The organism is Streptomyces sp. NPDC104202, from assembly GCF_055584185.1.
In genome coordinates, this window is sequence record NZ_JBVJMN010000045.1 from 44011 (window position 1) to 70493 (window position 26483).

Here is a 26483-nt window from a genome sequence, read left to right on the forward strand (position 1 = left end):
CGGCGCGGGCCGGGGCAGGGCGCGGCCGGACCCCGTCCCGCGCGGGAGATGATGGACGGAAGACGACGGAACACGAGGTCAGGAGCTTCCCATGGCGAAGCGGGTCCACCAGCCCCGGGAGGACGCGGAGTTCGACTTCATCCTCAGGATGAGCCGAGTTCCCGTGCTCGCGTATTTCACCGGGACGTGGCCGAAGGCGATCGAGCCCAGCCGTGCGATGGACCTGCTCGTCGGCGGCGTCGCCGACGAGTACGGGGACCGGCTGACGGCCGTTCGCGTGGACATCACGCGCTGCCCGGACGCGACCAAGCGCTACGGGATCACCGGGGCCACTGCTTACGTCCTGCTGGAGGACGGACAGGTGGTGGCCCACAGTCCCGGGAGCACCAGCACCGTCGAGATGCAGAGGGTGCTGGACGAACACCTCTGAGGTCCGGTGCCGCCCGTACGCTCCGCGCGAGCTCTCCGGGTGCCACCGGTGTTCCCCCTCTCCTTCCGTGCGCCGTCGCGTGCCGGAGTCGGCGCCGTGGTCGTCAGGTGCGGGTCGGGACGGGGCCGCACACGTGGTTGCCCGGTTCGGCCGGGTCGTCGCTGACCCAGAACTGGATCCACAGTTCGGTGAACTCGGGACGGCTCAGGTACCCGTCCCCGTCCTGGTCGAGGCGGTGGAAGACGTCGTCGACCTGGACGCGCTCACCGTGCCAGGTGTCGACCAGCTGCCGGTGCTCGCCGGGAGAGATGCGGCCGTCGCCGTTCTCGTCGACGGCGTCGAAGATCGTCTCCGCGGTCGCGGCGACCACCTCGCGCATCGTGGGGAGCCGGTCCACCATGGCGAGGATCTCGTCCAGGTCGACCTTGCCGTCGTTGTTCGCGTCCGCCTGGGCGGCGAGGTGGTCCCACCACCCGAGCATGACCGCGTCCACGCGGCCGGCCAGGTCGGATCCCTGGCGCACGCGGGGCAGCTCCTTCCAGCGTTCGGCGAGCGCCCGGAAGTCGCTCTGGTCGAGGTAGCCGTTGCCGTCGGCGTCGAACGCGCGGAACATGTTCAGGAGCTTGTCGCGCTGGAACTCACTTGCCACGGTCAGCCTTTCCGTCGAGGGTCGTCGCCATCCTGCCCCCGACTCGCCGGGCCCCAACGGCGCCCGGGAGTGCGGTGGGGCGCGCGAGGGTCCGGCCTGTACGGCCGATGCCTCGTGCGCCTGTTTGACGGTCTGGGTTCACCCTGGGGAGTGAGAGTGATCAAGGGAGGGGGCTCCACGACGGTCACCACGTACGAGCTCGCCCTCACCTCCCGCACGGCCGGCCGGCCGACGGCCCGCGTCACGACGGCGTGGCCGTCACCCTCGTCGTCGCCTCCTTCACCGTCGACGTCGCCGAACCGCGCTCCGCGCCGCGTGAGCCCCCGCCGACGATGCTCCCGAGCCACCCGAGGGCGAACCCCGCCGGAATGGAGAGCGGGGCGACGGACTGGAGCGGCAGCCAGGCGAAGTCGTACCGAGGGAGGAGCGACGAGGGGAGGCCGGACACGACGGGGGTGAAGACCTGGAGGACGAGGACGAGGGCGGCGCCGCCCGCGAGCGTCCACAGCAGGCCGCGTTCGGTGAAGCGGCTCCAGAAGAGGGAGTACACGAGGGCGGGCAGGAGGCTGGAGGCCGCGAGGGCGAGGGCGACCCAGCTGAACATCTGCATGTTCCACGCGAGGGCCGCGTAGGTGAGGGCCATGCCCGCCGCGCTGACGGCGACGGCGCCCCAGCGGGCGGTGCCGAGTTCGACTCCCTTGTCCCGTCCGTCCGTCCGACGCAGGGCGTGCCGGTAGAGGTCGTGGCCGATCGCGGCCGAGGCGGTCAGGGTGATGCCCGCGATGACGGCGAGGGAGGTCGCGAAGACGGCGGTGGCGACGAGGACGAACAGCACCGCGCCCCAGGTGGCCCCGGGGCCTCCCGCGAGGGTGCCGGTGGTGAGCATCAGCGCTCCGGTGCCTCCGGGACTGACCGCCGCCAGTCTGGCGCCGCCGACGGTCGCCGCCGCGCCCAGGCCGATCAGCACGGTGAGGACGAGGACGGCTCCCACGGCGAACAGGGCCCCGCGGACGGACCGGCGGGCCGCGGTGGGGCCGGGCGTGGCGTGCAGCCGCATCAGGACGTGCGGCATGACGGCCGCCCCGAGCACGATGCTGAGCTGGAGCCCCACGAAGTCGAAGCCCCAGCTGGCGCTGGGGTTGGACTGCTGGAGGAGTCCGGGCCGGAAGTAGGCGGGGCCGGCGCCGTTGTTGGTCTCGGCGGCGTCGAGCAGGCCGGCCGGGTTCCAGCCGAAACGGGTCAGCAGCGCACCGACGACGAGGGTCAGCGCCATCAGGACGACGACCGACTTGGCCGTCTGCAGGGCCGTCGCGCCGCGCATGCCGCCGACGGCGGTGGCGCAGGTGATGAGGACGCCGGTCATCACGGCGATCGCGCGCTGCGCGCCCACCGTCTCCAGGCCCAGGAGCTGCGCGGTGACCAGCGCCACCGCGGAGAGCTGCACGACCAGGTAGAGCAGGCAGACGATCAGGGTGACGACGGCCGCCGTGACCCGTACGGCCGTCCCCGGCGCCCGGTCCGCGAAGACGTCGGCGAGGGTGAACCGTCCGCGTGCCCTCAGCGGACCGGCGAGGAAGTACAGGACGCCGAGCGCGGCAAGGGTGCTGCCCGCCACGAACAGCCCGTCGAACCCCATCAGGGCCACGGTTCCCGCCGTGCCCACCACGGTCGCCGACGAGACGTAGTCGCCGGCCAGCGCAAGGCTGTTGCGCAGCGGCTTGTCGCGCCGCCGGCCGACGTAGAAGGTCTCCGCCTCCTCGCGCTGGGGCCCCAGGAGCAGGCACGCGAAGAGCGACGCGACGACGACGAGGAGGAAGCCGATCAGGACCGCGCTCCGCGTGTCACCGGCGGACATGGAGGGTGCGGCGGCGAAGAGGACGTGGGCGGTCATCGTTCTCCAGGGGCACGAGAGACGGGGAGTCGGCCCCACGAGAACACGGCCCCCGCCCCCAGGGCAGGGGCACGGCCGCAGACGGGTCACCGGCACACCGGGGTGCCCCGGGGGTCTGTGCCCGGGACCAAGGCATGGCCCGCCGCCGGCGCGGTACGCCCTGCTGTGAGTCGACCGAGGCCGGCACAGACGGGCGACCGGCACCTGCGACCGGGCCCCGTCACGAGGACGGGGCCCGTATGCGGTCAGCGCTCTTCGCGAAGACCCCAGGGGGCTCCGTACTCGCCCAGGAGGTCGAGGAAGGGCTGGGGCGGAAGGGCCTCGGGGCCGAGGACGCCGCCCGCCTTCCAGGTGCCGTCGGCGAGGAGTTCGAGGGCGATCACCGGGTTGATGGCGGTCTGCCAGACCACGGCCTGGGAGCCGTACTCGCGCATCGTCCACTCGTTGTCGACGACGTGGTAGAGGTACACCTCGCGCGGGGCGCCGTCCTTGGTGCCCTTCACCCAGGTGCCGGCGCAGGTCTTGCCCTTCATGCGGTCGCCCAGGGTGGCGGGGTCGGGGAGACAGGCGGCGACCACGTCACGCGGGGAGACCTGGACGGGGCCGTCGGGGCCGGGGACGGTCACCTTCGCGGTCGCGTCGAGGCCGAGGGCGTGGAGGGTCTTGAGCTTGGCGATGAAGTCGTCGCCGAGACCGTACTTGAAGGTCACGCGGCGCGCGTCGAGCCAGCGGGGCATGAGGAGGACCTCCTCGTGCTCGACGTTCACGCACTCCACGGGGCCGATGCCCTCGGGGAAGTCGAAGACCTCCGGCTCGCTGAAGGGGGCGGTGGTGAACCAGCCGCGGTCCTTCTCGTAGACGACGGGCGGGTTGAGGCACTCCTCGATCGTGGTCCAGATGCTGAAGGACGGCGCGAAGTCGTAGCCCTCGACGGTCAGGTTGGCGCCGTCACGGACGCCGAGCTCCTCGATCTCGTCGAACAGCTCGTCGGCCGCGTACCGGGCGAACACGTCCGAGAGCCCCGGCTCCACGCCCATGCCGACGAGCGCCAGACGTCCGGAGCTCTCCCACTCCCGCGCCATCGCGAACTGCTCGTCGCCGAGCTTGACCCCGCACTGCTCGTACGGGGTGGTCGGATGCGGCACGGACAGCGACATCGCCATGTCGACGTAGTGCGCGTCGGCGGCGAGGGCGCTGCGGAAGAGGGGCATGACGAACCTGGGGTCGGTCGCGTTGAGCAGGACGTCGCAGCGCTCCTCGGCGAGGAGTGCGCGGACCGCCTCCTCGTCCGTGGCGTCCAGGCGGCGGGCGCTGAAGCGGCCCTCACCGTCGTCGAGCGCGGCCACGGCGGCCTCCGCGCGGGCCACGTCGTAGTCGGCGACGACCATGTGGGCCAGGAAGCCGCGACGGGCCGCGATACGGGTGACGGCGGTGCCGACGCCGCCCGCACCCACCAGAAGAACACGCATGTCAGACACCCTTTCGTCGAGTCGCTCCCGGCGTGCGGCCGGGCACGGCTCGATGGAACCCGATGTGCTCCGTTAAAGTCTACGGCGTTGGCATAAGGATGGGCGGAAGGGCGAACCGGCGCGTCTCGCCCCTCGCGGAAGGCGGTGCGCGATGCCGAAGAAGGTGGTCGCGGAGGGGGAACGGCGCAGACGGCGGCCGACGCGCCAGGGCACCGTGCTCTCCGAGAAGCTCATCGTGGAGACGGCGCTGCGGATGCTCCGCGAGCACGGCGGCGCCGGCCTGACGGCCCGCCGTCTGGGGGCCGCGCTGGGCGCCGACCCCAGCACCCTCTACCGGTACTTCGCCGGCCTCGACGGTCTGACCCGCGCCATCGGCGAGGAGCTGATGGGCCGCGCCCTGGACAGCTGGACCGCCACCGGGGCCTGGCGGGCCGACCTGCGCTCGCTCGGCCTCGCCATCCACGCCTCCTACCTCGCCCACCCCCAGGCCGCCCTCCTCACCGCGAGCCGCGTCACCGGCCGTCCCCGCGAGATCGAGGTGGACGAGACCATCCTCGGCGTCCTCCGCACCGCAGGCTTCGGCGACACCGACGCCGTCGCCACCTACCACGCCTTCATCGACCTGGCGCTCGCCTTCGCCGCGCTCGACGCCGGCGCCCTCGCCATCGGCGACGAGGTCAGAGAGGCGGACGAGGACATGTGGACCTCCACCTACGCCCAGCTGCCGCCCGACACCCATCCCCACATCTCCGCCACCGCCCGCCTCCTCGCGGCCCGCATGAACCACAGCGCCTATCCGGCCGTCCTGGACACGTTGCTCGGCGACGCGGAGGCCCGGCTGGCCGGCGGACGGGAATCGTCGTAGGTCCCGTCGTCAGCCCACGTCTCGCGGTCAGAGGAGGACATGGGCGATACGGAAGGGGCGGGTGCGGCAGGCAGGGCAGGCGACGCAGCCGCGTACGCTCGCGGGATGCACGTGCATCGGAGCTTCGAGAACCCGCCGGCGCTCCCCCACGCCGTGGTGGTCGAGACGCTGGAACGGGCCCTGCGCGACGGGTCGGCTGAGTTCGACGGGGCGTCCGTCCTGGTCGGGACGGCGTTGCACGACGACGCGGAGTTCGTCGAGTACTGGTGTGTGCGGGTCGGCACCCGGGCTGTGGCGGGTAGTCCTCTGCTCGGGCTGGCAGGTCTGTGTCCGGGGCACGCCGCGCGGCGTTTCGGGCGCCTCGGTGCGGAGGCTCTGGCGCCGGCCGAGTCGCTGGCGGCGCGGTCGGAGGCGGACCCGGAGGATGTGGACGCCAGGGCGCAGGACGGCTACGACGACGTGCGGAGCTTTCTCCGCCTCTGGTGACGCCGGTCGCGGAGGGCACTTCCGACCCCTTGGCTCCGCGAGGAGACGCGAGGCCGGCCGGCCGTGCACGGGGCAGCGGGTGGGGCCGGTGGTGGTGACGCCGTCGGGGACGGAAGCGGGAGCGCCGAGGTGCGCTCTCGCTTCCGTCCCCTCGGGAGGCTGCGGGTCAGGAGGTGACGGTGACCTGGTCGATGGTCCAGAAGGCGCTGTTGGTACCCGTGTACCGGAAGCGCAGCCGAGCGGTGGTGGCACCGGCGGGGACGGCGAAGCTCAGCTTCTCGACGGTGTTGCGGTCCGCGCGGTAGGACTGGAGGAGCTGCGGGGTGCCGCCGTCGAAGGAGACGTAGACGTCCCCGGTCTGCGGGCCGTCCACCTTGTAGTTCGTCGCGTAGGAGACGGTCGCCTTGGCGCCGCCGGTCACGCTGTAGGCCGGGCTGACGAGGGTGGAGTCGAACTGGCCGGCGCCGTGGGACTTGTCGTCCCACTCGTCGGAGTCGGCGACGGCGAAGACGTTGCGCGCCCGGACGTTGGTCTCGCGGCCCTGGCCCAGCTGGGAGTTGCTCCAGAACTCGTCGGTCGCGAAGGACCAGCCGCGCCACTCGGTCACGCCGCCGGTGGGCATGGCGGAGTTGTCGATGGTCCAGCCGGTGGGCGCGGTGGTCGTCCAGCCCTTGAGGGCGGCCGGCAGGGCGAGTTCGTCCACGCGGGTCTTCAGGGACGGGCGGAGGGCGTCGAAGGCGTCGGGCACGAGGGCACCGATCGCCTGGCCGTCGAGCTGCCAGGCGGGGGCGGGGGTGACGCCGAAGTGGGTGAGGACGGTCGGGGCGATGTCCGTGATCTTGACGTCCTGGCGGACGGAACCCGCGGTGAAGCCGGCTCCCTTGGCGATGACGAACGTCTGCCGTTCGGCCGGGCTGTTCCCGCCGTGGCCTCCGCCGGCCGTGTGGCCGTGGTCGGCGGTGACGATGATCTGCCAGTCCTCGTCGGCGTACGTGGCACGGGAGGTGACGGCGTCGAGGATCCGGCCGATCCGGGTGTCGGCCGCCTGGAGGGCGTCCAGGTAGATCTGGTTCTCGGTGCCGTAGGAGTGGCCGGCGCCGTCGACCTCGTCGAGGTGCACGAAGGTGGCGTCCGCGTCCGTGGTGGTCAGCTTGGAGACGGCGGTCGTGGTCGTGTCGGCGTCGCTGACCCCGCCGCGACGGGTGTCCACCGCGGCCCCGAAGACCGTGTCACGGATCGGGCTCCAGGTACCCACGACCAGCGTGTCGACGGTCGGGTCGGCAGCCTCCAGCCGGGTCGCGTAGTCCGGGTAGAGGTCGTACCGGGCGCCGTTGAAGGTGTTGTCGACGACCTTGTGCTTGTCGGGCCACGCACCGGTGGCGATGGTCGACCAGCCCGGCCCCGAGTACGTGGGGGCCAGCGGGTTCGCGTAGAGGTTGCCGGTCGCCGTCATGCCGGCCGCCATGAGGCCCTTCACCCGGGGCATCTGCGCCTTCTCGAACTTGGCGAACGTCGCCCCGTCGACGCCGATCACCAACGACTTGGGGCGCTTGGCCGCCGCGCCGACGCCGGAGGCCGACGCCTCCGTGCCGCCCGCTGCGGTGGCGTGTGCGGCGGCGAGCGGCAGCACTGCTGCCGCGACGGTGCCTGCGAGGACGGCGCGAAGCGTACGGGACAGGTGCACGACATCTCCTTGGGGAGGGACCTGCGGGGTGGGCGCACGGCCGTCGTGGCCGGGCGTGGAAGAGCCTGGGCCTGCCCGAGGATCAGCAGATGGACGCCATCCCCCTCGCAGATGAATGGAGGACGTCTGGTTCAGACCCGTTACCTTGCCGTGATCTACAGCGTTGCGGGCGCCCCACTCAATGCCGTGTGCGCGGGAGTCGTCGACTCCCGTGCACACGGCATCTCCGCTTCGGAGCAAGGGCCTTGCCCTCGGTGCGACACGCCTCAGAGCCGACCGGCGCCACGTTCGCATCAGGCCACGGCGGTCGACCGCGGAGACCCTGGCGCGGGAGCTGGAGGTGTCCACTCGTACCGTGCTGCGCGACATCGGGCGGAAGCTGCGGATCCACTACGCGGCGACGGGTGAGGAGGCGCGGTGGCGCACGGTGGATCCGATCGGTCTGGTGACGGTGCGGGACCGGGGGTACCTACTGGCCACGAGGGCGGGTGAGGACCGTACGTACCGGCTGTCGCGGCTGCTGGCGGCCGAGGGGCGCGCGGAGGCGGCCCAGCGGCCGAGCGAGGTGGATCCGGAACGGGCGTGGCGGCAGTGGTCGGCCCGTTTCCTGGCCGGGGGCGACCATCTCGTCGTGCGGTTGCGGGTCGAACCGGCACGGCGGGAGGCGCTGATGGACACGGCGCTCGTGGTGCGGGCGGAGGCGCCGGAGGCGGACGGCCGGCTGCGGTGGGAGGTGACGTTCCAGGACGCGCGGCACGCCGAGCGGGCGCTGTGGAGGCTGGGGATGGACGCGGAGGCGCTGGAACCGGCGTCACTGCGGGCCCACTTGTGGGAGCGTGCGGCCGCGCTCGGCGTGCGTTGCGCGGAGTCGCCCTGAGCGGGAGGGGTCGCCCCTCGCTGTCGCGCGGGGTGTTCCGCCATGGTCGGCCGCGCCTGCCCTGACGGCTCGGTTCCGGCCGGTGACGTGCCTGTTCCGGCCACCTCCGGCGGGTTCGGCGGGGCTTCGATTGCAGGCATATGGCAGATGCATGACAAGGCCTCAACTTCCTTGAGCCGCGCCCTCGGAACGGCCAGGCTGCTGATCACGCCGGGATCGGGGACACCCGCTCCGGCCGTGTGCGTGACCCCACGTGCACCCCCCACAGCCGTCGCGCCGCCCCACCCCGGGCGCGCGACGCACACGAGGAGGACTCCCTCGCCATGGCACTCCCGAAGAGCACCACGACGCGCCTCGCCGTGACCGTCTCGGCGGCGACCACCGCCGCTCTGCTAGGCACGTTCGCCGCCGTTCCCGCCCAAGCGGCGCCCGCCGAGGGCGTCGTCCTCGCGGCCGAGTCGGCCGACGCGGTCCCCGGCAGCTACATCGTCACGCTCAGGCAGGGCGCGGGCTTCAAGGCCGGCTCCGCCAAGGGCCGTCAGCTGATAGCCGGTTACGGCGGCAAGGTCGGCACGACCTTCGGCGCGGCGGTCAACGGCTACACCGCGACGCTCGACGCGGCGGCGGCCCGCCGCCTCGCGGCCGACCCCGCCGTCGCGTCCGTCGAGCAGAACCAGGTCGTCCGCTCGGACGCGACGCAGAACAACGCGCCCTGGGGCCTGGACCGCATCGACCAGGCGAACCTGCCGCTGTCCGGCACGTACACCTATCCGGACAGCGCCGGCGGCGGGATCACCGCCTACGTCATCGACACCGGCGTGCGGATCAGCCACACCGAGTTCGGCGGCCGGGCGGTCAACGGGTACGACGCCGTCGACGGCGACTCGGTCGCCCAGGACGGCAACGGGCACGGCACCCACGTCGCCACCACCATCGCCGGGTCGACGTACGGCGTGGCGAAGGCCGCGAAGATCGTGGCCGTCCGCGTGCTCGACAACAACGGCTCCGGCACGACCGCCGGCGTCATCGCGGGCATCGACTGGGTCACCGCCCACCACACGGCGGGAGCCCCGGCGGTGGCCAACCTCTCCCTGGGCGGCGGGGCCTCCACCGCCCTCGACAACGCGGTGAAGAACTCCATCGCGGACGGTGTCACCTACGCGGTCGCCGCAGGCAACTCGGGGGTGAACGCCTCGTCCTCGTCCCCCGCGCGCGTCGCGGCGGCCATCACCGTCGGCGCCACGAGCAACACCGATGCCAAGGCGAGCTGGTCCAACTACGGTTCCGTGCTGGACCTGTTCGCACCCGGTGTGTCCATCACCGCGGGCTGGAACACCGGCGACACGGCGACGAACACCATCTCCGGGACCTCGATGGCGACCCCGCACGTCGCGGGCGCCGCGGCGATCTACCTGGCCGGGCACCCCTCCGCGACGCCCGCGCAGGTCTCCACGGCCCTCGTGAACGGCGCCACGCCCAACAAGGTGACCAGTCCGGGCAGCGGTTCCCCGAACCGTCTCCTGAAGATCGTCCCGTAGGACCCACCCGCCGCGCACCGGCGAAGCCGCACGCCGAGCCGCCCGGGCGCGTCGCACGGACGGGGAACCGCCCCGAAGGCAGCCGGCACCTTCGGGGCGGTTCCCCGTGCGCGGCCAGGCCGCACGGCCCAGGGTCCGTACGGCGCCGGCTGCGCCCGCGCGGTGCCGACGACGAAGGAGGCGGGCTCGAAACGGACGCCCGGTCCGGATCGGTGCGGCGCGGTCACCGGGTCCGGCGGACCGCGAGCAGGGTGGCGTCGTCGGAGCGGTGGGCGCCGTCGAGGTGGGCGACCAGGTGCTCGGCGAAGTGCTGGAGGCCGGGGTGGTCGTGGACGGGGCCGGCCTCGCGCAGGCACTCCTCGGCGGCCGCGAGCAGTCGGGCGGTGTCCTCGTCGGGGTCGGTGTCCCTGCGTTCGACGAGGCCGTCGGAGTAGAGCAGGACGATGTCGTCGGGGGCGAGGAGGGTCTCGGTGGCGGTGTAGCGGCTGCCGGGGAGGACCCCGAGGGTGAGGCCGGGGCCGCCGGGCGGCACGGGGAGGAGCGTGGCCCGGCCGTCGCGCAGGAGGACGGGGAGAGGATGGCCCGCGCAGGTCCAGCGGAGCACGCTGAGGTCGGGGTGGTAGCGGGCGATGATCGCGGTGGCGGTGGACTCGATGCCGTCGTCGCAGGCCATGTCGTTGAGCCAGCGGGTGAGTTGCTCGACGCGCGCGTCGGTGTAGACGAGGCCGGCCAGGGCGTAGCGGAGTTTGGCCATGAGGGTGACGGCGTCGAGGCCGTGGCCGCGGGCGTCGCCGAGGGCGATGAGGAGCTTGCCGCCGGGGAGCCTGCGGGCCTTGTACCAGTCGCCGCCGATGCCGGCACCGGTGGAGTCGGGGCGGTAGACGGCGGCCGCGTCGAGGCCGTACGGGGTGAGTTCGCCCGTCGAGCGGGGCAGGACGGCGTCGCGGAGCGAGTCCGCGACCTCGCCGAGCGCCCGGGCGCGGTCGTGCTGGCGACGCGCCTCCGCGCCGGCGGCCTCCGCGAGGGCCCGGCGGCGGCGGTCCTCGGTGACGTCGACGAGGACGGCGCGGATGGCCCAGACGGGTCCGCGGGGGGCGGCGCGGACCGGCTCGGCGACCATGCGGATGGTGCGCTCGTACGCGCCGGGCAGGCGGAGGTCGCAGGCGGAGCGCCGCTTGCGGAGGAGGACGTCGTAGAGGAGGCGGTACAGCTCGGGGAGGCTGCCGGGGGAGACCAGGTCGGCCAGGCCGAGGAGGTCGGCGGGCGCGGGGACGGAGGGGCCGAGGCCGAGGACGTACCCGAAGCCGCGGGAGGGGGCGACCGTGCCGTCGGAGATGTTCCATTCGGCCCAGCAGGTGCGGACGAGTTTCTGTGCGGCGACGGCCATGGGCACGCGGTGGCCGGGCTCCCACAGGATGAGGAGGTAGTCGCCGCAGGGGGCCACGTGGACGTCGTTGCTGAGCCGGGCGGGCGGGCCGGAGGCCCGGGGGATGAACCATTCGACGGGCTCGGGTCCCTGGGGCGCGCGGGTGCGGTGGGCGTCGGCGAGCATGCGGGGCAGGGCCGTGTGTTCGAGGACGGGGAAGCGGTCGAAGAGGGAGACGGGGCCGGTCCAGGGGGCGACCGATTCGCGGGGGACGTGGGCCTCGGAGTAGGAGGCGGCGCGGGTGTTCTGGGTGACGTACAGGAAGTCGGTGAGGTGTCCGTCGGCGTCGAGGACGGGGGCGACGAGGATGCCGGCCATGGGTACGGCGTCCAGGATCCGCTGGGCGAGGTCGGGGAGCGGCGGCGGCGGTTCCGCGGCCGGCGGCGGGCCGGCGGGGTGCCGCCGGACCGGGTAGCCCCGCGCGAAGGCGCTGATGCGGGCGCGCTGGGACGCGAGGAGTTCACGGAGGGCCTGGTGGTCGAGGGCGGAGCGGGCTTCGTGTCCGGTGGGGACCTGCTCCATGCGTGGCCTCTCCTCGGGTGACCGTGACACGTGCGACGGGGACGCGGCGGATCCCGCGGGGTGCCGTGGCGCCTCCCGGAGATCCGTCCCGGTCCCGGGAAGAGAGCCACGTCACCTTGTAAAGTGCACCATATGTCCGAAACTCCCGATATCCCTGAAGGTCGTCTGCCACCCGGGGCGCCCCTCGCCGGCACGCACATCCTCCTCGGCGAGCGGGATGAGGAGACGGCCCGGCGCCTGTCCACGACCCTGCGCACGGCCGGGGCGTCGTCGGTGCACGTCGTCGGCTCGCCCGGCGCCTTCCTTCGCGCCGGCGCCGACCCGCCCCCGCCCGTGCGCATCTGGGACGCGGCCGTGTGGCACGCGGGTCTCTCCGCGGACCACGAGGAGCTGGCGCAGGTCCTCGGCCGGTGGCGGGGGCAGCGCCCCGGCGTCCCGGTGGTGGTGACCGACGACGCGCCCAGCACCCGGCTCGCGGTCGCGGCGCTGCGCGGCAGGGCCGCGGACCTGGTCGAACGGCCCGACGCGGACGGCCTCGTCACGGCGCTCGCCCGGGCCCTCGCCGAACGCGCCGACCAGCTGGGCGTCGAGGGGACGGGACAGAAGTCGCTGCGCATGCTCGTCGTGGGCGCCCACCCCGACGACGTGGAGATCGGCGTCGGCGGCACCATCCACCGGCGCGCCCACAACGGATGGGACGTCACCATCCTCACCATGTCGCGCGGCGGCGGGGGCGGTGACCCCGCACAGCGCCGGAAGGAGGCCCACGGCGCCGCCGAGGCCATGGGCGCGCGGCTGCTCATGGAGGACCTGCCCGACGGGTCCATCGCCGACGACCGGGCGACCGTCCAGGCCGTCGAACGCGCCGTCGCCGAGGTCGGACCGGACGTCGTCCTCGTCCACTCCGAGAGCGACACCCACCAGGACCACCGGGCCGTCCACCGCGCCACCCTGGTGGCCTGCCGGAAGGTCACCCGGCTGGCCTGCTACCAGTCGCCGTCCGCCACGGTCGCCTACCAGCCGAACCGGTTCGTCGAGCTGAGCGAGACCGACGTCGAGGCCAAGCTCGCCGCCATCGCGGCCCACCACTCCCAGGCGTCACGCCGCTGGTACCTCGACGAGGACCTGCTCCGCTCGACCGCGCGCTACTGGGGGCGCTTCTCCCAGACCCTCTACGCAGAACCCCTGGAGCTCGTCCATGACAGCACGCCCCTCGGCTACTTCAACGCCGACTACGCCTGACCCCGCCCCCTCCCCCGTGCCCGACCTCTCCCTGCCCCTCGGCAGGCCGCCCCGGGTCCTGGTCACGGGCGCCGGAGGGCCGTCGGGCGTGTGCTTCCTCCGCGCCCTCGACGGGGTGGCCGAGCGGTACGCGGCGGATCTCGACCCCAACGGGGCGGGCCTGTACCTGGTCCCGCGGGCCTACCGGATGCTGGTGCCGCCCGGCGGCGCGCCCGGTTTCGCCGAGGCGGTGCTCCGGCTGTGCGAACGTCATGCCGTCGACGTCCTCGTCCCGACCGTGGACGCGGAGCTCGTGGCGCTCGCCCGTGCGTCCGCCGCGTTCGAGGCCGCCGGGGTCCGCGTGCTGACCTCTCCCGCCGAGGCCCTGGAGACGTGCCTGGACAAGTGGCGGCTCGCGGAGGCGTGTCAGGGCGCGGTACGGCTTCCGGACACGCGGCTCGTCGGATCGCCCGGCCTGCCAAGGGCGGGGGACGGGCCGCCGCGCCCCGAGGGCGGCTTCCCCGCGATCGCGAAGCCGCGCACCGGCTCCGGTTCGCGCGGGATCGTCCTCGTGCACGGACCGGAGGAGCTGGCGGCGCTGCCGCAGGACGGCTCCTACCTCCTCCAGGAACTCCTCCCCGGCACCGAGTACTCGGTCGACGTGCTGACCGACGCGCTGGGCCGGGTCGTCGCCGCCGTGCCCCGCGCCCGGGACAAGACCGACTCGGGCATCGTCGTCGCCGGCCGTGTCCTGGACCTGCCGGAACTCTCCGGCATCGCCGAGGACACGGTCCGCACCCTGGGGCTGCGCGGCGTCCTCAACGTGCAGGTGCGGGAGGACCGGGCCGGCAAGGCGGCCCTCCTGGAGGTCAACCCCCGTCCGCCCGGTGGCATGTCCCTGACCGTCGCCGCCGGGGTGGACATGCCGAAGTGGGCGGTCGCCGCCCTGCTCGGCCACCCGCTGCCGGACCGCATCGCCCACCGCGAGACCGCGGTCGTCCGCCACTGGCAGGACGTCGTGCTCGCACCCCTCGAACTCGGCGACATGGGTGACTCCTCCGAGGCCGCCCGGCCCGCCGGCAAGGGCGGCCGAGAGGCCGGCGCGGGCGAACGGGGGGCCGCGTGAACGGCGACGCCGACTCCCCCGCCACCACCCCCGGTCGGCCCCCGGACGCGGCAGCCGACTCGGACCCCGGGCACCGCGCTCCGGGAACCCCCGGCGCACCCCTCCGCACCGACCTCCACACCCACACCGACTTCTCCGACGGCCACGACCCCCTCGACGCCGTCGTCGCATCCGCCTCGGCCGCCGGACTCGCCACGCTCGTCGTCACCGACCACGTCCGTACGGACACCACCTACCTGCCGGGGTACGTCAAGGCGGTGCACGCCGCACGGGCCGCCGCTCCCCTCACCCTGGTGTGCGGGGTGGAGGCGAAGATCCTCGACACCGAGGGCCGGATCGACCTCCCCGAGGACCTGACGGGGATCGAGCACATCGCCCTGGCCGACCACCGCTTCCCGCTGCCCGCGGGGCCCGCCCACCCGGACACCGTACGGGCCCTGCTCGACGAGGAACGGCTGGATCCGCGGGAGGCCCTGCGGATGCTGGTCCTGGCCACGGCGCGGGCGGTGCAGCAGGTGCCGGCCGGCCGGACCGCGCACGTGGCGCACCTCTTCAGCGTGCTGCCGAAGGTGGGGCTCGACGAGTCGGCCGTGGACGCCGAGCTGCTCGCGCCGCTGGTCCGCGCCTGCCGTGCCCGTGGTGTCCCCGTCGAACTGAACGAGAAGTGGCGCTGCCCGTCGCTCCCCACGGCACGGCTCCTGCACCACGCGGGGGTACGGCTCGGGGCCGGCAGCGACGCCCACCGGGCCGAGGCCGTGGGGCACTTCCCGTGGGTCGCGGGCGCGCTCGTGGACGCCACAGCGGAGGAACGGTGCACGTCCTGAACCAGATCCTGCACGTCGTGGCGACGGTGCTGGTCTTCCTCGGCGCGGTGCCGCTGGCGGTCGCCATCGTCCAGTTCCTGCTCGTGGGACTCCAGCGGTTCCGGCACCTCTACGAGGACGGCCCGCCGCACCTGCCCCGCACCGCCGTCCTCATCCCGGCGTGGAACGAGGCCCCCGTCCTCACCGCCTCCGTGGAGGGACTGCTCCGCATGCGCTATCCCTCCGACCGGCTCCGCGTGGTCGTCGTCGACGACGCCAGCACCGACCGGACGCCGGAGGTCATGCGGGAGCTGATGGCCCGCCACCCCGGCCGGGTGGTGCACCTGCGCCGTGAGCACGGCGGCGAGGGCAAGGCCCACACCCTCAACCACGGGCTCGCCCACGTCCTCGACGACGACTGGGCCGAGGCCGTGCTCGTCATGGACGCCGACGTGGTCTTCGACCGCGACGCGCTGCTGCGCATGACCCGGCACCTCGCCGACCCCGGGGTCGGCGCCGTGACCGCGTACATCAAGGAGGGCAGCGGCCGGCAGGGCAACTACCTGACCCGCTACATCGCCTTCGAGTACATCACCGCGCAGGCCGCCGCGCGACGCGCCCAGAACGTGCTCGGCGCCGTCGCCTGCCTGGCCGGCGGCGCGCAGCTGCACGGCCGCGCGAGCCTGGAGGCGATCGGCGGCCGGATCGACACCTCGACGCTGGCCGAGGACACCGTCACCACCTTCGAGACCCAGCTGACCGGGCGACGCGTCGTGTTCGACGGCTACGCGACCGTCCTCGCCGAGGAGCCGGGCGACCTCGGGGGGCTGTGGAAGCAGCGGCTGCGCTGGGCCCGCGGGAACCTCCAGGTGACCCACCGCTACCGGCATCTGTGGTTCCGCAGCTGGAAGCGGCGGGAGGGCCACCGGCTCGGGTCCGTCCTCTTCGGACTCATCTGGTTCTCGCTCCTCGCCACCCCCGTCCTGCTGGTCCTCTGCTCCGCCTCGCTGCTCTTCCTGTACTTCACCGACTCCGACCGGTCCTGGGAGCTCTTCCGCTGGCTGTGGGTCGTCAACCTCGTCTGCTACCTGCTGATCCTGCTGCTCTCGGCCGTCGTCGACCCCGCCACCTTCCGGCGCTGCTGGCGGGAGGCGCTGGTCTATCCGGGGCTGGTGTCCACCACCTTCCTGGTGTTCACCGCTCTGCCCGGCGTCTTCCTGCCTCTCCTGGAGAGGGCGGGGCTGCTCACGGACGACGGATCACCCCACCTCCTCATGGTGTGCGTGTACGCGTGGCTGGGCCTGTCCCTCCCCCTCGCATGGGCCGCGAAGCTCCTCGCCGGCACCCGGCTGCGGTTCCTCGCCCCGCCGCTCCTGACGCTGGTCGGGTACGGCTCGCTGCTCTCGGCGTGCCTGGTGGCGGCCTGGGTGCAGGAGCGGCGCAAGGCGGACATGACGTGGGACAAGACCGAGAAGACCGGGAAGGTGGTGGCGGGCCGATGACGACGACGGACCCCGGGGAGTCCCCGACGGACGAGGAACTGGCGCGGCACGTGGCGGAGCTGACCGACGCCGACCGACGTCACGACCGGCGGCTGCTGTGGTGGGAGCTGCTGGCCGTGCTGCTCGTCGCCGCGGCGCTGACGGCCCGCGCGCTCTGGCTGACCTGATCCGCCCGGCGTCGACGGATGTCCCCCGGACGGCGGATGGGCCGGGCTCCGTCGGGCGACGGACCCCCGCCGTCAGCCCGGCCGGAACGGGTCCGCGGCCCGGGCCGCCAGCGCGAACCAGGCCGTGGTGCCGGTGTGCAGGCCGGCGTACAGCGTGTCGCCGTCCCCGGTGCGCAGTCCGTCCGAGGAGGCGGCGACGATGCCGTGGCCGTCGGCGTGGGGTGCGCGGGCCTGGGCCGCGCGCAGCGACGCGAGGAGCCGGTCGGCCCGGTCGGCGTCGCCGTCGCCGTTCCGCCGGCGGAGCGCGGCCGCCATGTGGGCCGTGCCCTCGAACCACACCTTGGACGTGTCCGCGTCGCTGACCGAGACCCCGCTGAACCCGCCGTCCTCCGCGGCCAGGTGCTCCAGCGCCCAGTCGAGCGAGCCGGCGTGCCGGGCGTCGCCGGTCGCCAGGTACGACCAGCTCTGCGGGTCCTCCGGGACCGGCGTGCGGTTGACGGTGGCGCCGTCCGTGCCGGTGCCGGTCCAGAAGGCACCGCGCTCCCCGTCCCACAGGGCGTCGAGGAAGGCCGTCGCCACCCCCGCCCGGTCGGTCCACACCGGGTCGCCGGTGGCGTCGGCGAGGCCGCGGAAGAACGCCGCCACGTCGATGTTGTGCTCGGTGGCCTTCCAGGTGAGGGGCGCCCCGGACGCGGTGACGCCGCCGGTGTACCCGGGGATCCCGCCGGGCCCGGCCGTGTGCGCCTGGATCCACTCGCCCAGTCTCAGCGCGCCGTCCCGGAACTCCGCCCCGTCCGTCGCCCGGTGGACGTGGAGCAGGGCGAGACCGGTCCACGCCTGCGCGCCGGTGAAGGCGTCCCCGGCGGCGACCGCGGGCAGCCCGTCGGCCCCGGTGACCTTCCCGGAGGCGTACGACTGCCGGATCCGCCCGTCGCCCGCGGCGTCGCCGGCCTGGAGCGCGAGCAGCGTACGGCCCAGAGCGGTGGCCCGCTCCAGGTCGGGGTCCGTCCCGCGGGCGCGGTACGCGATGACGGTGAGTGCGACGTCGTAGGTGAAGGCCGCGGTGAAGTGACGGCTCTCCATCCAGCCGCCCGTGTAACTGCGCGGCAGGCCCTGCCGTGCGCCGCCCGCCGCCTCGTCCACCCGCCGGTCGAGGAAGGTGTACGCCCGCGCGAGCGCCTCGGCCTCATCCACGCCCTCGTCCCCCACCCCCGACGCGTCGCGCGCACAGCCCCCGAGCAGCGCCGTCACCGCCCCGCCCGTGACCGCCGCCACGAACCCGCGTCGGCCCATCGCCTCGTACCCGACCGCTGAGGAACCTCTCGAAGACCACAGGCACCATCATCGGCCGCGCGTCCGGGCATCCGGCCCGGACACACCGCCCGCCGCCCGCCCTCCGGCGGCCCCTGCGTCATCCTGGGACCGTGAACTCCGAAGAACAGCCCCTCCGCCCCCTCCTCGTGGTGGACGGCGCCAACGTCGTGGGATCGGTCCCGGACGGCTGGTGGCGCGACCGCCGCGGCGCCGCCGAGCGGCTGCGCGACCGGCTCGCCGCCTCCGACGGCCCGACGGACGGCCCCTTCCCCCCGCCGTACGACATCGTCCTCGTCGTCGAGGGCCGGGCCCGCGGCGTCGCCTCCGTCCCCGGCGTCCGCGTCGAGGAGGCCCCCGGCAGCGGCGACGACCTGATCGTCGCACTGGCCCGCACCGCACACGGCCGTCCCTGCCTCGTCGTCACGGCCGACCGCGAACTCCGGCGGCGGGTGACAGAGGAGGGCGCGCACTGCACCGGCCCCAGGAGCGTCCTCCAGCCACCTGCCTAGGGCGGCAACGGGGCGGCTCCGCCGTGCTTCCGACACCGCGTCAGTACGCGGGTGGCGAGGCAGCGGCTTCCGGCGGGTCCTCGCCGCCATCACTCGTACACGACGGTGAACTCCGGAGCGGTCTCCGCGTACCGCGCGAGCTGCTCGCCGAGCATGCCGGCCGCGTGCGGGACACGCTTCTCGAGCTCGGCCCAGTGGACGAAGCGCAGCCGCCTCGGCAGGGCGACGAGTATCCACCGCCGCAGTCTGACGGGTGCGATGCGCCACGGCGAATCGATTCCGGGCGAGCCCGCCCTGGTCACGACGGTTCCGTCGGACGGGTCGAGCGCCCTCGGGCGCGGCTGTGGAGGGTCGGCGGCCGGCGTGTCCGACATGCGGGACGGAGACGGGAGCTGACGTGGAGTCGGATGCGGGGTACCAGCCCATGCCGAAGAGCTCCAGGTTCCGCTCTGTGAGGGATTGGTCCGCGTGCGCGAAAAATAATCGTCTTCGCCGTACATCCCTGGGGGCGTCTCGTGCGTCTTCTATGCGCCGGGTCCGTGTCCGGCGCTGTCGCGGGGTCCGGTGGAAGTCGGACCGGGGATCCCCCGCGGGGCGCGTGTCGGGCAGGAGCGGACCCGGGATTCATCGATTCCAACCCAAGGGCAGAAGACTTTGCTGACTTCGACACTCGGCCTGCGCAGGGCCGTGACTGTCTCGTTCACGGCTTCGGCCGTACTGGCCGGCGGCCTGTTCGCCGGCCAGGCGCAAGCCGCCGCGCCGCCCATTCCGACGATCACCGCCGCCGGCGGCTTCGTGATGAACAACGGGACGGGCACGACGCTCTACGGGAAGGCCGGCGACACCCGCCGGTCGACCGGCTCCACCACGAAGATCATGACCGCGAAGGTGGTCCTGGCTCAGGCGAACCTGAACCTCGACTCGAAGGTCACGATCCAGAAGGCGTACAGCGACTACATCGTCGCCAAGAACGCCTCCTCGGCGCGGCTCATCGTCGGCGACAAGGTGACCGTCCGACAGCTTCTCTACGGTCTGATGCTGCCGTCGGGCTGCGACGCCGCCTACGCGCTGGCCGACAAGTTCGGTGTCGGTTCGACGCGGGCGGCCCGCATCAAGTCGTTCATCGGCAAGATGAACGACGAGGCGCGGAGGCTCGGTCTGCGGAATACCCACTTCGACTCCTTCGACGGAATAAGCAGTGGGCAGAACTACTCGACTCCGCGCGATCTGACGAAGATCGCGAGCAGCGCGATGAAGAACTCCACGTTCCGCGCCATCGTGAAGACGAAGTCGACGACGCAGCGGGTGACCACGAAGACCGGTGGCTACCGGAACATGTCGTGGACCAACACCAACAAGCTGCTCAGCACCTACAGCGGCGCGATCGGCGTGAAGACCGGTTCGGGTCCGCAGGCCAAGTACTGCCTCGTCTTCGCGGCCACCCGTGGCAGCAAGACCGTGATCGGCGCGGTGCTCGCCTCGCCGTCCGAGGCGAACAGGGCGGCTGACGTCAAGAAGCTGCTCGACTACGGCTTCGCCAGGTAGTCGGCGGTACGGCGGCCCCGGTGCCGCCCCGGCTGCCTCCCGCTCGGCGGGGGGCAGCGGGCGGCCCGCGGCGGGAGGCCGACGGGACCGGACGACGTGGTCGTCGCGGTCCGCCCGGCGGGTGGGCACCCGTGCGCCGGCCCGGCTGTCGAGGAGAGTGGTCTCCAGCCGGGGCGGTCCGGGCAGGCGCGGGAGCTCCCGTGGAGCGATCGGCCGTGCGCCCGTCCGAGGGCTCAGTCCTGGGGGGTGAGCTTGCCTCGTGTGAGGGTGAGGGTCTCGTCGCAGGCGGCGGCGACGTCCCTGGAGTGGGTGACGACGATGACGCATTTGCCGTCGTCGTGGGCGAGTCCCCGGAAGACGTCGACGATGCCGGCCGCGGTCTCGTGGTCGAGGGCCCCCGTCGGCTCGTCGGCGAAGAGGATGTCGACCTCGCAGGCGAGGGCGCGGGCGATGGCCACGCGCTGCTGCTGGCCGCCGGAGAGCTGGAGGGTGCGCCGGGTCCGGTCGCCGGGTTCGATGCCGAGGAGGTCGAGGAGCTCGTGGGCGCGCCGCTTCCTGTCCTTGGGGCGGCCTGCGACGCCGGTGATCTCCATGGCGGCGGTGACGTTCTGGACGGCGTTCATGTAGGTGAGGAGGTTCAGCGACTGGAAGACGGTGGCCGCGTGCCGGTTGCGGTAGGTGCCGAGGCCGAGGTCGGCGATGTCCCGGCCCCGGAAGCGGATGCTGCCCGCGGTGGGCGCGTCGAGTCCGCTGGCCAGCGAGAGCAGGGTGGTCTTGCCGGAGCCGGAAGGGCCGACGACGGCGTACGTGCGGCCGGGCAGGAAGGCGTACGAGACGGACTTGAGGACGACGCGGCGGCGGTTGCCGGTGCTGTAGGTGCGGCTGACGTCGGCGAGTTCGAGGATCGGCGCGACGGTGGCGGGGGTGGGCGGGGTGGTCATGGTCAGTGGCCCTTCGTGAGGATGTCGCGCGGGTTGAGGCGCAGGACCCGGGCGCCGGGGACGAGGGTGGCGAGGGCGGCGATGCCGAGTCCGGTGACGCCGACCAGGGCGATGTCGGCCGGGCCGAGGCGCACGTCGAGGGTGTCGACGGGGGTGGTGCGGGGCTGGTCGTCGCCCTGCTTGCCGAGGCCGCTGGGGTCGCTGCGGTCGGGCTGGAGGCTCTCGTTCTCGGCCTCCTCGGCGGCGGTGGCGACCTCTCCGGCGAGGAGCTTGTTGCCGATGGCCTCGGAGATCACATGGCTTCCCGCGCCGGCCAGTGCGATCGCGACGACGGCGCACGCGACGGTCTCGACGAGGTGCTGGCCGAGCAGCTTGGGCTTCTTCTCGCCGAGGGAGAGCAGGATGCCCAGTTCGCCGCGGCGTTCGCGCAGGTTCGAGGCGACGACGAGGGCGAGGATGACGGTGCCGGCGACGGCGATGAGCCACACGCTGACGGTCGCGAAGGCGGCGGTCTTGGTGATCGGGCCGACGAGCGTCCGGTACTGCTTGTCGTTGACCGCGAGGGGGAAGATCCCGAGGTCGGCGCCGGCCTTCTCGGCGTCCGCCTTGAGCCGGTCCAGGTCCTCGGGGTCGTGGAGCGTGAAGGTGGCCGACTTGACGGTGCCGCCGGCGTCGGTGGTCCTGCCGCCGAGGAGGCTGGCGCCCTCGATGGTCGTGTAGAGCTGGTTGGCGGGGTCCATCATCGCGGGGACGTACTGTCCGGTGTCGGCCGTGCCGCTCCGGTAGATCCCGATCACCTTGAACGGGTGCTCCGAGGTGTCCACGCCCGGCATGAGTTCGCCGACCTTGAGCTTGACCGTGCCGCCGACCTTGAGCTTGTTGCGCTTCGCGACGCGTTCCTCGACGACGATCTCGTCGTTCCGGGTGTCCGGTCCGATGCCCCTTCCCGCGACGAGCCGGGAGTCCCCGTTGCGGAAGGCGCTCAGCTCGTCGAGGTCGCGGACGCCGTCCACCTTGAACAGGTCGGTGCCGGTGGTGTCCTGGCCGCCGGGCGGCGGGACCGGCTGGTGGAGCCGGGTGGCCGGGGTCGGGAAGGCGGCACCGTCGGCCGTGTAGTTGCAGCCGGCGACGACCGGCGAGCGGCAGATGCGGTCGACCAGGTCGCGCTTGAGGTCGCCGGCGGCGCCGATGGTGCCGGGGGTCTGTCCGCTGCCGCGGCTGCCGTCGTTCTTGGCCGAGGCGAGGAGCCCGTTCACGTCGAGCTGCATCGTGGCGACCGCGCCCACGCTCTTCTTGGCGTCGTCGGCCGCGCGCGCCGCCGCCGAGCGGATCAGGAAGCCGGACAGGACCAGGGTGCAGATGACGGAGAACAGGCCGACCAGCATCAGGGTCTTGCCGGGGGTTCCGGTGAGGCGCCACCACGCCCGTTTGAAAAGGTTCATGGACGGCACGCTATGCAGCCCTCGATGTGAGCGACGTTTGCGAAAAGGCGCTTCTCGTGTGCTCTCATACACGGATCGAATACGGCGTCTGATAGACGTGACGGGAACGCCGGGAAACGGGCGGATCCTCTTCCGCCTCATCCCGCTTTCCTCATGTGATTCTCATCGGTGGTGAAAGGGTCGACGCACGTGCGGGTCTTGGTGGTCGAGGACGAGCAGTACATGGCGCGCGTGCTGGAGCTCGGGCTGAAGCGCGAGGCCATCGCCGTGGACGTCGTGCACGACGGGACGACGGCCCTGGAGCGGCTGGCGGTCTACGACTACGACGCCGTGGTCCTCGACCGGGACCTTCCGGGGGTGCACGGCGACGAGGTGTGCCGCCGCGTCGTCGCGATGGGCCTGGAGTGCCGGGTGCTGATGCTGACGGCGGCGGGCCGGCTCGGCGACAAGGTGGAGGGCCTGGGCCTCGGGGCGGACGACTACCTCGCCAAGCCCTTCGACTTTCCCGAACTGGTCGCCCGGCTCCGCGCCTTGTACCGCCGCAGCCCGATGGCGCACTCCCCCGTCCTGACCTTCGCCGACCTCTCCTTCGACACGCATCGACGCCGCGTGGTACGCGGTGGCGCGGAAGTCAGGCTGACGCCGAAGGAAATGTCCGTGCTGGAACTCCTGATGCGCGCCGACGGCGGTGTGCTGAGCGCCGAACACCTCCTCGACAAGGCGTGGGACGCACACGCCGACCCGCTCACGAACGCCGTCCGGCTGGTGGTGCACACGCTGCGCCGGAAGCTGGGCGAACCGCGGATCGTGCACACGGCGATCAGCGCGGGCTACTACCTGGCGGTGAAGTGAGGCGGCTGCGGGGCCGCGTGCGGCGGCCGCGCACGTGGAGCATCCACGCCCGGCTGTTCTTCGGCTTCGGCACCGCGCTGGCGGCCTGCTCGGCCCTGATGGTGACCTTCGTCTACGTCGGGATCCGCTATCTGCCGACGTACGACTTCACGGCTCCGCTCGTCGTGCCGCAGTCCGAGGTGAGCCCGCCGAGTGTCGCGCCGAGGAGCTCGGCGGACCTGCGGGACCCTCGGCCGAGGCAGGGCGAGACGATCGACGCCACCGGGCTGATCCGCGACAAGGAGGACGTGTGGGCGACGGTCCTGGCCCTCTCGGCGGGTGGCGTCGTCCTGGTCCTCGGTGTCGGCCTGGGCGCGGGATGGCTGCTGTCACGGCGCCTGCTCGCTCCCCTGCACACGATCAACCGGGCGGCGGCCAGGGCCGGTGAGGGCGACCTGACGTACCGGATCAACGCCCAGGGTCCCCACGACGAGCTGAGGCAGCTCGCCGACACCTTCGACACGACGCTGGGGCGCCTGGAGGAGTCGTTCGCGGCGCACCGGCGGTTCGCCGCGAACGCCTCGCACGAGCTGCTCACCCCGCTGGCGACGACCCGCGCCATCCTGCAGATGACGGACGCGGGGACGTCGAAGGAGGAGTTCGCCGAGCTCGTGCCGATGCTGCGGGAGACGAACGAGCGCAACATCCGGGTCGTGCAGGAGCTGCTCAGCCTCGCGGCGGCGGAGCAGGCGCCTCACGACACCGAGCCGGTGGACGTGGCCGAGGTGACCGAGCGGGCCGTCGCCGAACAGCGTTCCCGGTCCGGCGACGTGACGCTCACTCTCGTGCTCGACGCCCCGGCGCCCTGCCGGGTCACGGGCAGCGCGACCCTGCTGCGGCAGCTCGTCGTCAACCTCCTCGACAACGCCCGCACGCACAACGTGCCCGACGGCACGGTCGGCGTGCGCGTGGACCGCACCGCCGACACGGTCGTCCTGGAGGTCGTCAACACCGGTCCCGTGCTCGACCCCGACGTGGTGGAGCGCCTCTTCGAGCCGTTCTACCGGGCCCGTCCCCGGGTCTCCAGTGATCGCAGCGGGCACGGCCTCGGCCTCGCCATCGTCCGCTCCATCGTCCGTGGCCACCACGGCACCGTGGTGGCGCGGGCGCGGACGGACGGCGCGGGCGGTCTCCTCGTCCGGGTGGAGCTGCCCGCCTGGCGGGAGCCGGCGGCCGGCTGAACGGGCCGGGACGCGGCGGCGGTCCCCCCTTCGGCGGGGACATCGGCTCGTCGAGCGCGCGCACTCTGCGGTGGCCGGGTGGCCGCGGTCGGGTGACCATGGTCCCGCTTCGGGATGGTCATGGAACATGGAGGCAACTAGCGCATTTTGCCCGGATTGACGAGTAATGTCCCGCATGCATGCGATGGGCGGCGCGACGTTCGTGGAGGGCAGGGAGATGGTGCACGAGCTCTGGGGCGGTGCGGGGGCGGTCACGTGAGCGCGGCGGCGGCGAACGGCGCCGCGGCGGACTCGGTGCGCGCGGCTTCCGGTGTGCTCGCGGCGACGTGCGTGTCGGCGTTCGTCGTGAACGCGAACACGTCCGCGGTGAGCATCCTGCTGCCCGCGATCAGCGAGGACACCGGGACGTCCCTGGCGACGCTGCAATGGGCGGTGACGGGCTATTCGCTGGTCGGTGCGGCGGTCATCGTCACGTCGGGGGCGCTGGGCGACGTCTTCGGGCGCCGCAGGATCTTCGTCGGCGGCCTGCTGCTGTTCGTCGCCTCCTGCGTCCTGATCGCGCTCGCCGACAGCGGCGGGACGGTCATCGCAGGCCGCGCCGTCCAGGGCGCGGCCGGTTCCACGATCCTGGCCTGCGGGCTCGGTCTGCTGTCCGCGGGTTCGTCGGGCGACGGCCAGATGAAGGCGGTGTCGCTGTGGGGAGCGGCATCGGCGGCCGGGGCCGCCGCCGGGCCGTTGCTCGGCGGGGCGCTCGTCGACGTCACCGGGTGGCAGGGACTGTTCTGGATCGACGCGGCGATCGCGGTGCTGTGCGTGCCGCTGACCCTGCGGACGGTCCCGGAGTCCCGCGACCCCTCGCGCCCCCGCTCGGTCGACGTGGCCGGGACGGTGCTGATCGCCGCGGTGCTCGTGCCGTTCGTCTTCGCGGTGACCGAGGGCGCGCAGTGGGGCTGGCTCAGCGCGCGGACGCTGCTGTGCTTCGCGGTCTCGGCCGCGGCCGCCGTCGGGTTCGTCCTGGTCGAGAAGCGGGTCCGGGCGCCCCTGATCGACCTGGCCCTGCTGGGCAACCGTTTCCTGGTCGGCGCGAGCGTCGCCATCCTCGTGGTGGCGGGCTGCATCAACGCCGTCATGTACGTGTGCAGCCTCTACTTCCAGAACCCCGACGGTCTCGGCATGACGCCGCTGGAGGCGGGCGTGGCCACCCTGCCCGCCGCGGCCGGCATCGTGGTGACCGCGCCCCTGATCACGCGGTTCGTCGACCGGCTCGGCGCCCGGAGGGTCATCGCCGCGGGTTTCGCCCTCGCGACCGTGGCCTTCGCCGTGTTCGCCTTCGTCCAGGCGTCCTGGGCGTACGCCGCCTTCGTCGTCCCGCTGGTCGTGCTCGCCTTCGGCCTCGGCCTGGCGAACGGGCCCTCGTCGTCCGTCGCCACGGCCTGCGTGACCCGGGACCAGGTGGGGGCGGCCTCCGGGATCTCCAACATGGGCCGCTACGTCGGCTCGGCCGTCCTCACCGCCGTCACCGCCGCCCTGTTCAGCGCCGTCCACACCCGCCGGCACACCGGCGAGACCGCCGTGGCGGACGCCCTCGCCGCCGGGTTCTCCCGCGCGGCCATCGGGCTCGCCCTCTTCTGCGCCTTCGGCATCGCCCTCACCTTCCTGGTCGGCCGCATCCGCCCCACCGGTCCCCCCTCGGCGGCCCACTACGCGGCTGCCGCGGCGGCCGGCACCCACACCGTGCCCACGCAGCCGACCGATCCGACGGAGGGCCGCCCCGCGCCACGGGAGCCGAGGAGTCCGTCGGGACCCACAGGGCCGACGGGGCCCGCCGGACCGACGGGTCCGACCCGCCCCACGGGACCGGCCGGACCGACGGACTGCATGTCCGCGTGATCCCGGGCCTTCCACGGCACCGGGGGGGGGGGGGGGGGGGGGGGGGGGGGGGGGGGGGGGGGGGGGGGGGGGGGGGGGGGGGGGGGGGGGGGGGGGGGGGGGGGGGGGGGGGGG

At 73.3% G+C, this 26483-nt stretch carries 23 protein-coding genes and 1 pseudogene; 15 read left to right on the plus strand and 9 right to left on the minus strand.

The genetic code is table 11. The features are described 5' to 3' along the window. The first annotated feature begins 91 nt into the window (after positions 1–91). A complete protein-coding gene (locus ACZ60W_RS25915) occupies positions 92–430 on the plus strand; it encodes a thioredoxin family protein (protein WP_469757767.1) in 339 nt (112 codons plus the stop codon). A 103-nt stretch (positions 431–533) separates the two neighbouring features. On the opposite strand, the gene ACZ60W_RS25920 is transcribed toward ACZ60W_RS25915, so the two are convergent. The 3 genes from ACZ60W_RS25920 to ACZ60W_RS25930 form a co-directional block, all read right to left on the minus strand. Next, positions 534–1079 carry an EF-hand domain-containing protein gene (locus ACZ60W_RS25920; protein WP_469757768.1) on the minus strand — a complete coding sequence of 182 codons (546 nt, stop codon included), beginning with the start codon at positions 1077–1079 and terminating at the stop codon, positions 534–536. Between the two features lie 241 nt (positions 1080–1320). After that, entirely contained in the window at positions 1321–2970 is a 1650-nt protein-coding gene (locus ACZ60W_RS25925; RefSeq protein ID WP_469757769.1) for a sodium/solute symporter, read from the minus strand. A 245-nt stretch (positions 2971–3215) separates the two neighbouring features. Further along, complete coding sequence (locus tag ACZ60W_RS25930; protein ID WP_469757770.1) at positions 3216–4439, minus strand: saccharopine dehydrogenase family protein; 1224 nt, start codon at positions 4437–4439, stop codon at positions 3216–3218. Between the two features lie 151 nt (positions 4440–4590). Between ACZ60W_RS25930 and ACZ60W_RS25935 the strand changes: the two genes are divergently transcribed. After that, complete coding sequence (locus tag ACZ60W_RS25935) at positions 4591–5304, plus strand: TetR/AcrR family transcriptional regulator (protein ID WP_469757771.1); 714 nt, start codon at positions 4591–4593, stop codon at positions 5302–5304. 105 nt (positions 5305–5409) lie between these two features. After that, entirely contained in the window at positions 5410–5790 is a 381-nt protein-coding gene (locus tag ACZ60W_RS25940; RefSeq protein ID WP_469757772.1) for a hypothetical protein, read from the plus strand. A 166-nt stretch (positions 5791–5956) separates the two neighbouring features. Here the strand turns inward: ACZ60W_RS25940 and ACZ60W_RS25945 are convergent, their stop codons facing one another. Beyond that, the gene (locus ACZ60W_RS25945) at positions 5957–7474 is read right to left on the minus strand and encodes an alkaline phosphatase family protein (protein ID WP_469757773.1); all 1518 of its coding nucleotides are present in this window, start codon (positions 7472–7474) and stop codon (positions 5957–5959) included. 370 nt (positions 7475–7844) lie between these two features. Here ACZ60W_RS25945 and ACZ60W_RS25950 point away from each other — a divergent pair. After that, a pseudogene (locus tag ACZ60W_RS25950) lies at positions 7845–8351 on the plus strand (helix-turn-helix transcriptional regulator); the annotation flags it as partial. 323 nt (positions 8352–8674) lie between these two features. After that, the gene (locus tag ACZ60W_RS25955) at positions 8675–9889 is read left to right on the plus strand and encodes a S8 family peptidase (RefSeq protein ID WP_469757774.1); all 1215 of its coding nucleotides are present in this window, start codon (positions 8675–8677) and stop codon (positions 9887–9889) included. Between the two features lie 223 nt (positions 9890–10112). Here the strand turns inward: ACZ60W_RS25955 and ACZ60W_RS25960 are convergent, their stop codons facing one another. Continuing rightward, positions 10113–11837 carry a PP2C family protein-serine/threonine phosphatase gene (locus tag ACZ60W_RS25960; protein WP_469757775.1) on the minus strand — a complete coding sequence of 575 codons (1725 nt, stop codon included), beginning with the start codon at positions 11835–11837 and terminating at the stop codon, positions 10113–10115. A gap of 132 nt (positions 11838–11969) precedes the next feature. On the opposite strand from ACZ60W_RS25960, the gene ACZ60W_RS25965 reads away from it, so the two are divergent. Genes ACZ60W_RS25965 through ACZ60W_RS25985 form a run of 5 tightly spaced genes read left to right on the plus strand, consistent with a single transcriptional unit; the run spans position 11970 to position 16656 of the window. Further along, entirely contained in the window at positions 11970–13079 is a 1110-nt protein-coding gene (locus ACZ60W_RS25965; protein ID WP_469757776.1) for a PIG-L family deacetylase, read from the plus strand. A gap of 16 nt (positions 13080–13095) precedes the next feature. Further along, a complete protein-coding gene (locus ACZ60W_RS25970; protein WP_469757777.1) occupies positions 13096–14184 on the plus strand; it encodes an ATP-grasp domain-containing protein in 1089 nt (362 codons plus the stop codon). After that, on the plus strand, positions 14181–15008 hold the full coding sequence (locus ACZ60W_RS25975; RefSeq protein WP_469757778.1) for a PHP domain-containing protein: 828 nt from the start codon (positions 14181–14183) through the stop codon (positions 15006–15008). Before ACZ60W_RS25970 ends, ACZ60W_RS25975 begins: the two co-directional genes overlap by 4 nt. Further along, positions 14996–16489, plus strand: a complete 1494-nt coding sequence (locus tag ACZ60W_RS25980; RefSeq protein ID WP_469757779.1) for a glycosyltransferase family 2 protein — start codon at positions 14996–14998, stop codon at positions 16487–16489. Before ACZ60W_RS25975 ends, ACZ60W_RS25980 begins: the two co-directional genes overlap by 13 nt. Further along, positions 16486–16656: a hypothetical protein gene (locus tag ACZ60W_RS25985; protein WP_469757780.1), complete on the plus strand. Its 171-nt coding sequence runs from the start codon at positions 16486–16488 to the stop codon at positions 16654–16656. The genes ACZ60W_RS25980 and ACZ60W_RS25985 overlap by 4 nt, the downstream gene beginning before the upstream one ends. Positions 16657–16728: 72 nt before the next feature. On the opposite strand, the gene ACZ60W_RS25990 is transcribed toward ACZ60W_RS25985, so the two are convergent. Then, on the minus strand, positions 16729–17850 hold the full coding sequence (locus ACZ60W_RS25990; protein WP_469757781.1) for a hypothetical protein: 1122 nt from the start codon (positions 17848–17850) through the stop codon (positions 16729–16731). 230 nt (positions 17851–18080) lie between these two features. Here ACZ60W_RS25990 and ACZ60W_RS25995 point away from each other — a divergent pair, with 230 nt between their 5' ends. Beyond that, positions 18081–18479 carry a PIN domain-containing protein gene (locus tag ACZ60W_RS25995; protein ID WP_469757782.1) on the plus strand — a complete coding sequence of 133 codons (399 nt, stop codon included), beginning with the start codon at positions 18081–18083 and terminating at the stop codon, positions 18477–18479. 89 nt (positions 18480–18568) lie between these two features. Here the strand turns inward: ACZ60W_RS25995 and ACZ60W_RS26000 are convergent, their stop codons facing one another. After that, entirely contained in the window at positions 18569–18781 is a 213-nt protein-coding gene (locus ACZ60W_RS26000) for a barstar family protein (RefSeq protein WP_469757783.1), read from the minus strand. Between the two features lie 373 nt (positions 18782–19154). Between ACZ60W_RS26000 and ACZ60W_RS26005 the strand changes: the two genes are divergently transcribed. Then, entirely contained in the window at positions 19155–20024 is an 870-nt protein-coding gene (locus tag ACZ60W_RS26005; RefSeq protein WP_469757789.1) for a D-alanyl-D-alanine carboxypeptidase family protein, read from the plus strand. A gap of 233 nt (positions 20025–20257) precedes the next feature. Here the strand turns inward: ACZ60W_RS26005 and ACZ60W_RS26010 are convergent, their stop codons facing one another. Continuing rightward, on the minus strand, positions 20258–20965 hold the full coding sequence (locus tag ACZ60W_RS26010; protein WP_469757784.1) for an ABC transporter ATP-binding protein: 708 nt from the start codon (positions 20963–20965) through the stop codon (positions 20258–20260). Positions 20966–20967: 2 nt separating this feature from the next. Further along, positions 20968–22407, minus strand: a complete 1440-nt coding sequence (locus ACZ60W_RS26015) for an ABC transporter permease (RefSeq protein WP_469757785.1) — start codon at positions 22405–22407, stop codon at positions 20968–20970. A gap of 189 nt (positions 22408–22596) precedes the next feature. Here ACZ60W_RS26015 and ACZ60W_RS26020 point away from each other — a divergent pair, with 189 nt between their 5' ends. The 3 genes from ACZ60W_RS26020 (at position 22597) to ACZ60W_RS26030 (ending at position 26369) form a co-directional block, all read left to right on the plus strand. Continuing rightward, positions 22597–23259, plus strand: coding sequence for a response regulator transcription factor (locus tag ACZ60W_RS26020; protein ID WP_469757786.1), 663 nt, complete (start codon positions 22597–22599; stop codon positions 23257–23259). 17 nt (positions 23260–23276) lie between these two features. Next, the gene (locus ACZ60W_RS26025; protein WP_469757787.1) at positions 23277–24479 is read left to right on the plus strand and encodes a sensor histidine kinase; all 1203 of its coding nucleotides are present in this window, start codon (positions 23277–23279) and stop codon (positions 24477–24479) included. Between the two features lie 366 nt (positions 24480–24845). After that, the gene (locus ACZ60W_RS26030) at positions 24846–26369 is read left to right on the plus strand and encodes an MFS transporter (protein WP_469757788.1); all 1524 of its coding nucleotides are present in this window, start codon (positions 24846–24848) and stop codon (positions 26367–26369) included. Positions 26370–26483: the final 114 nt, after the last annotated feature.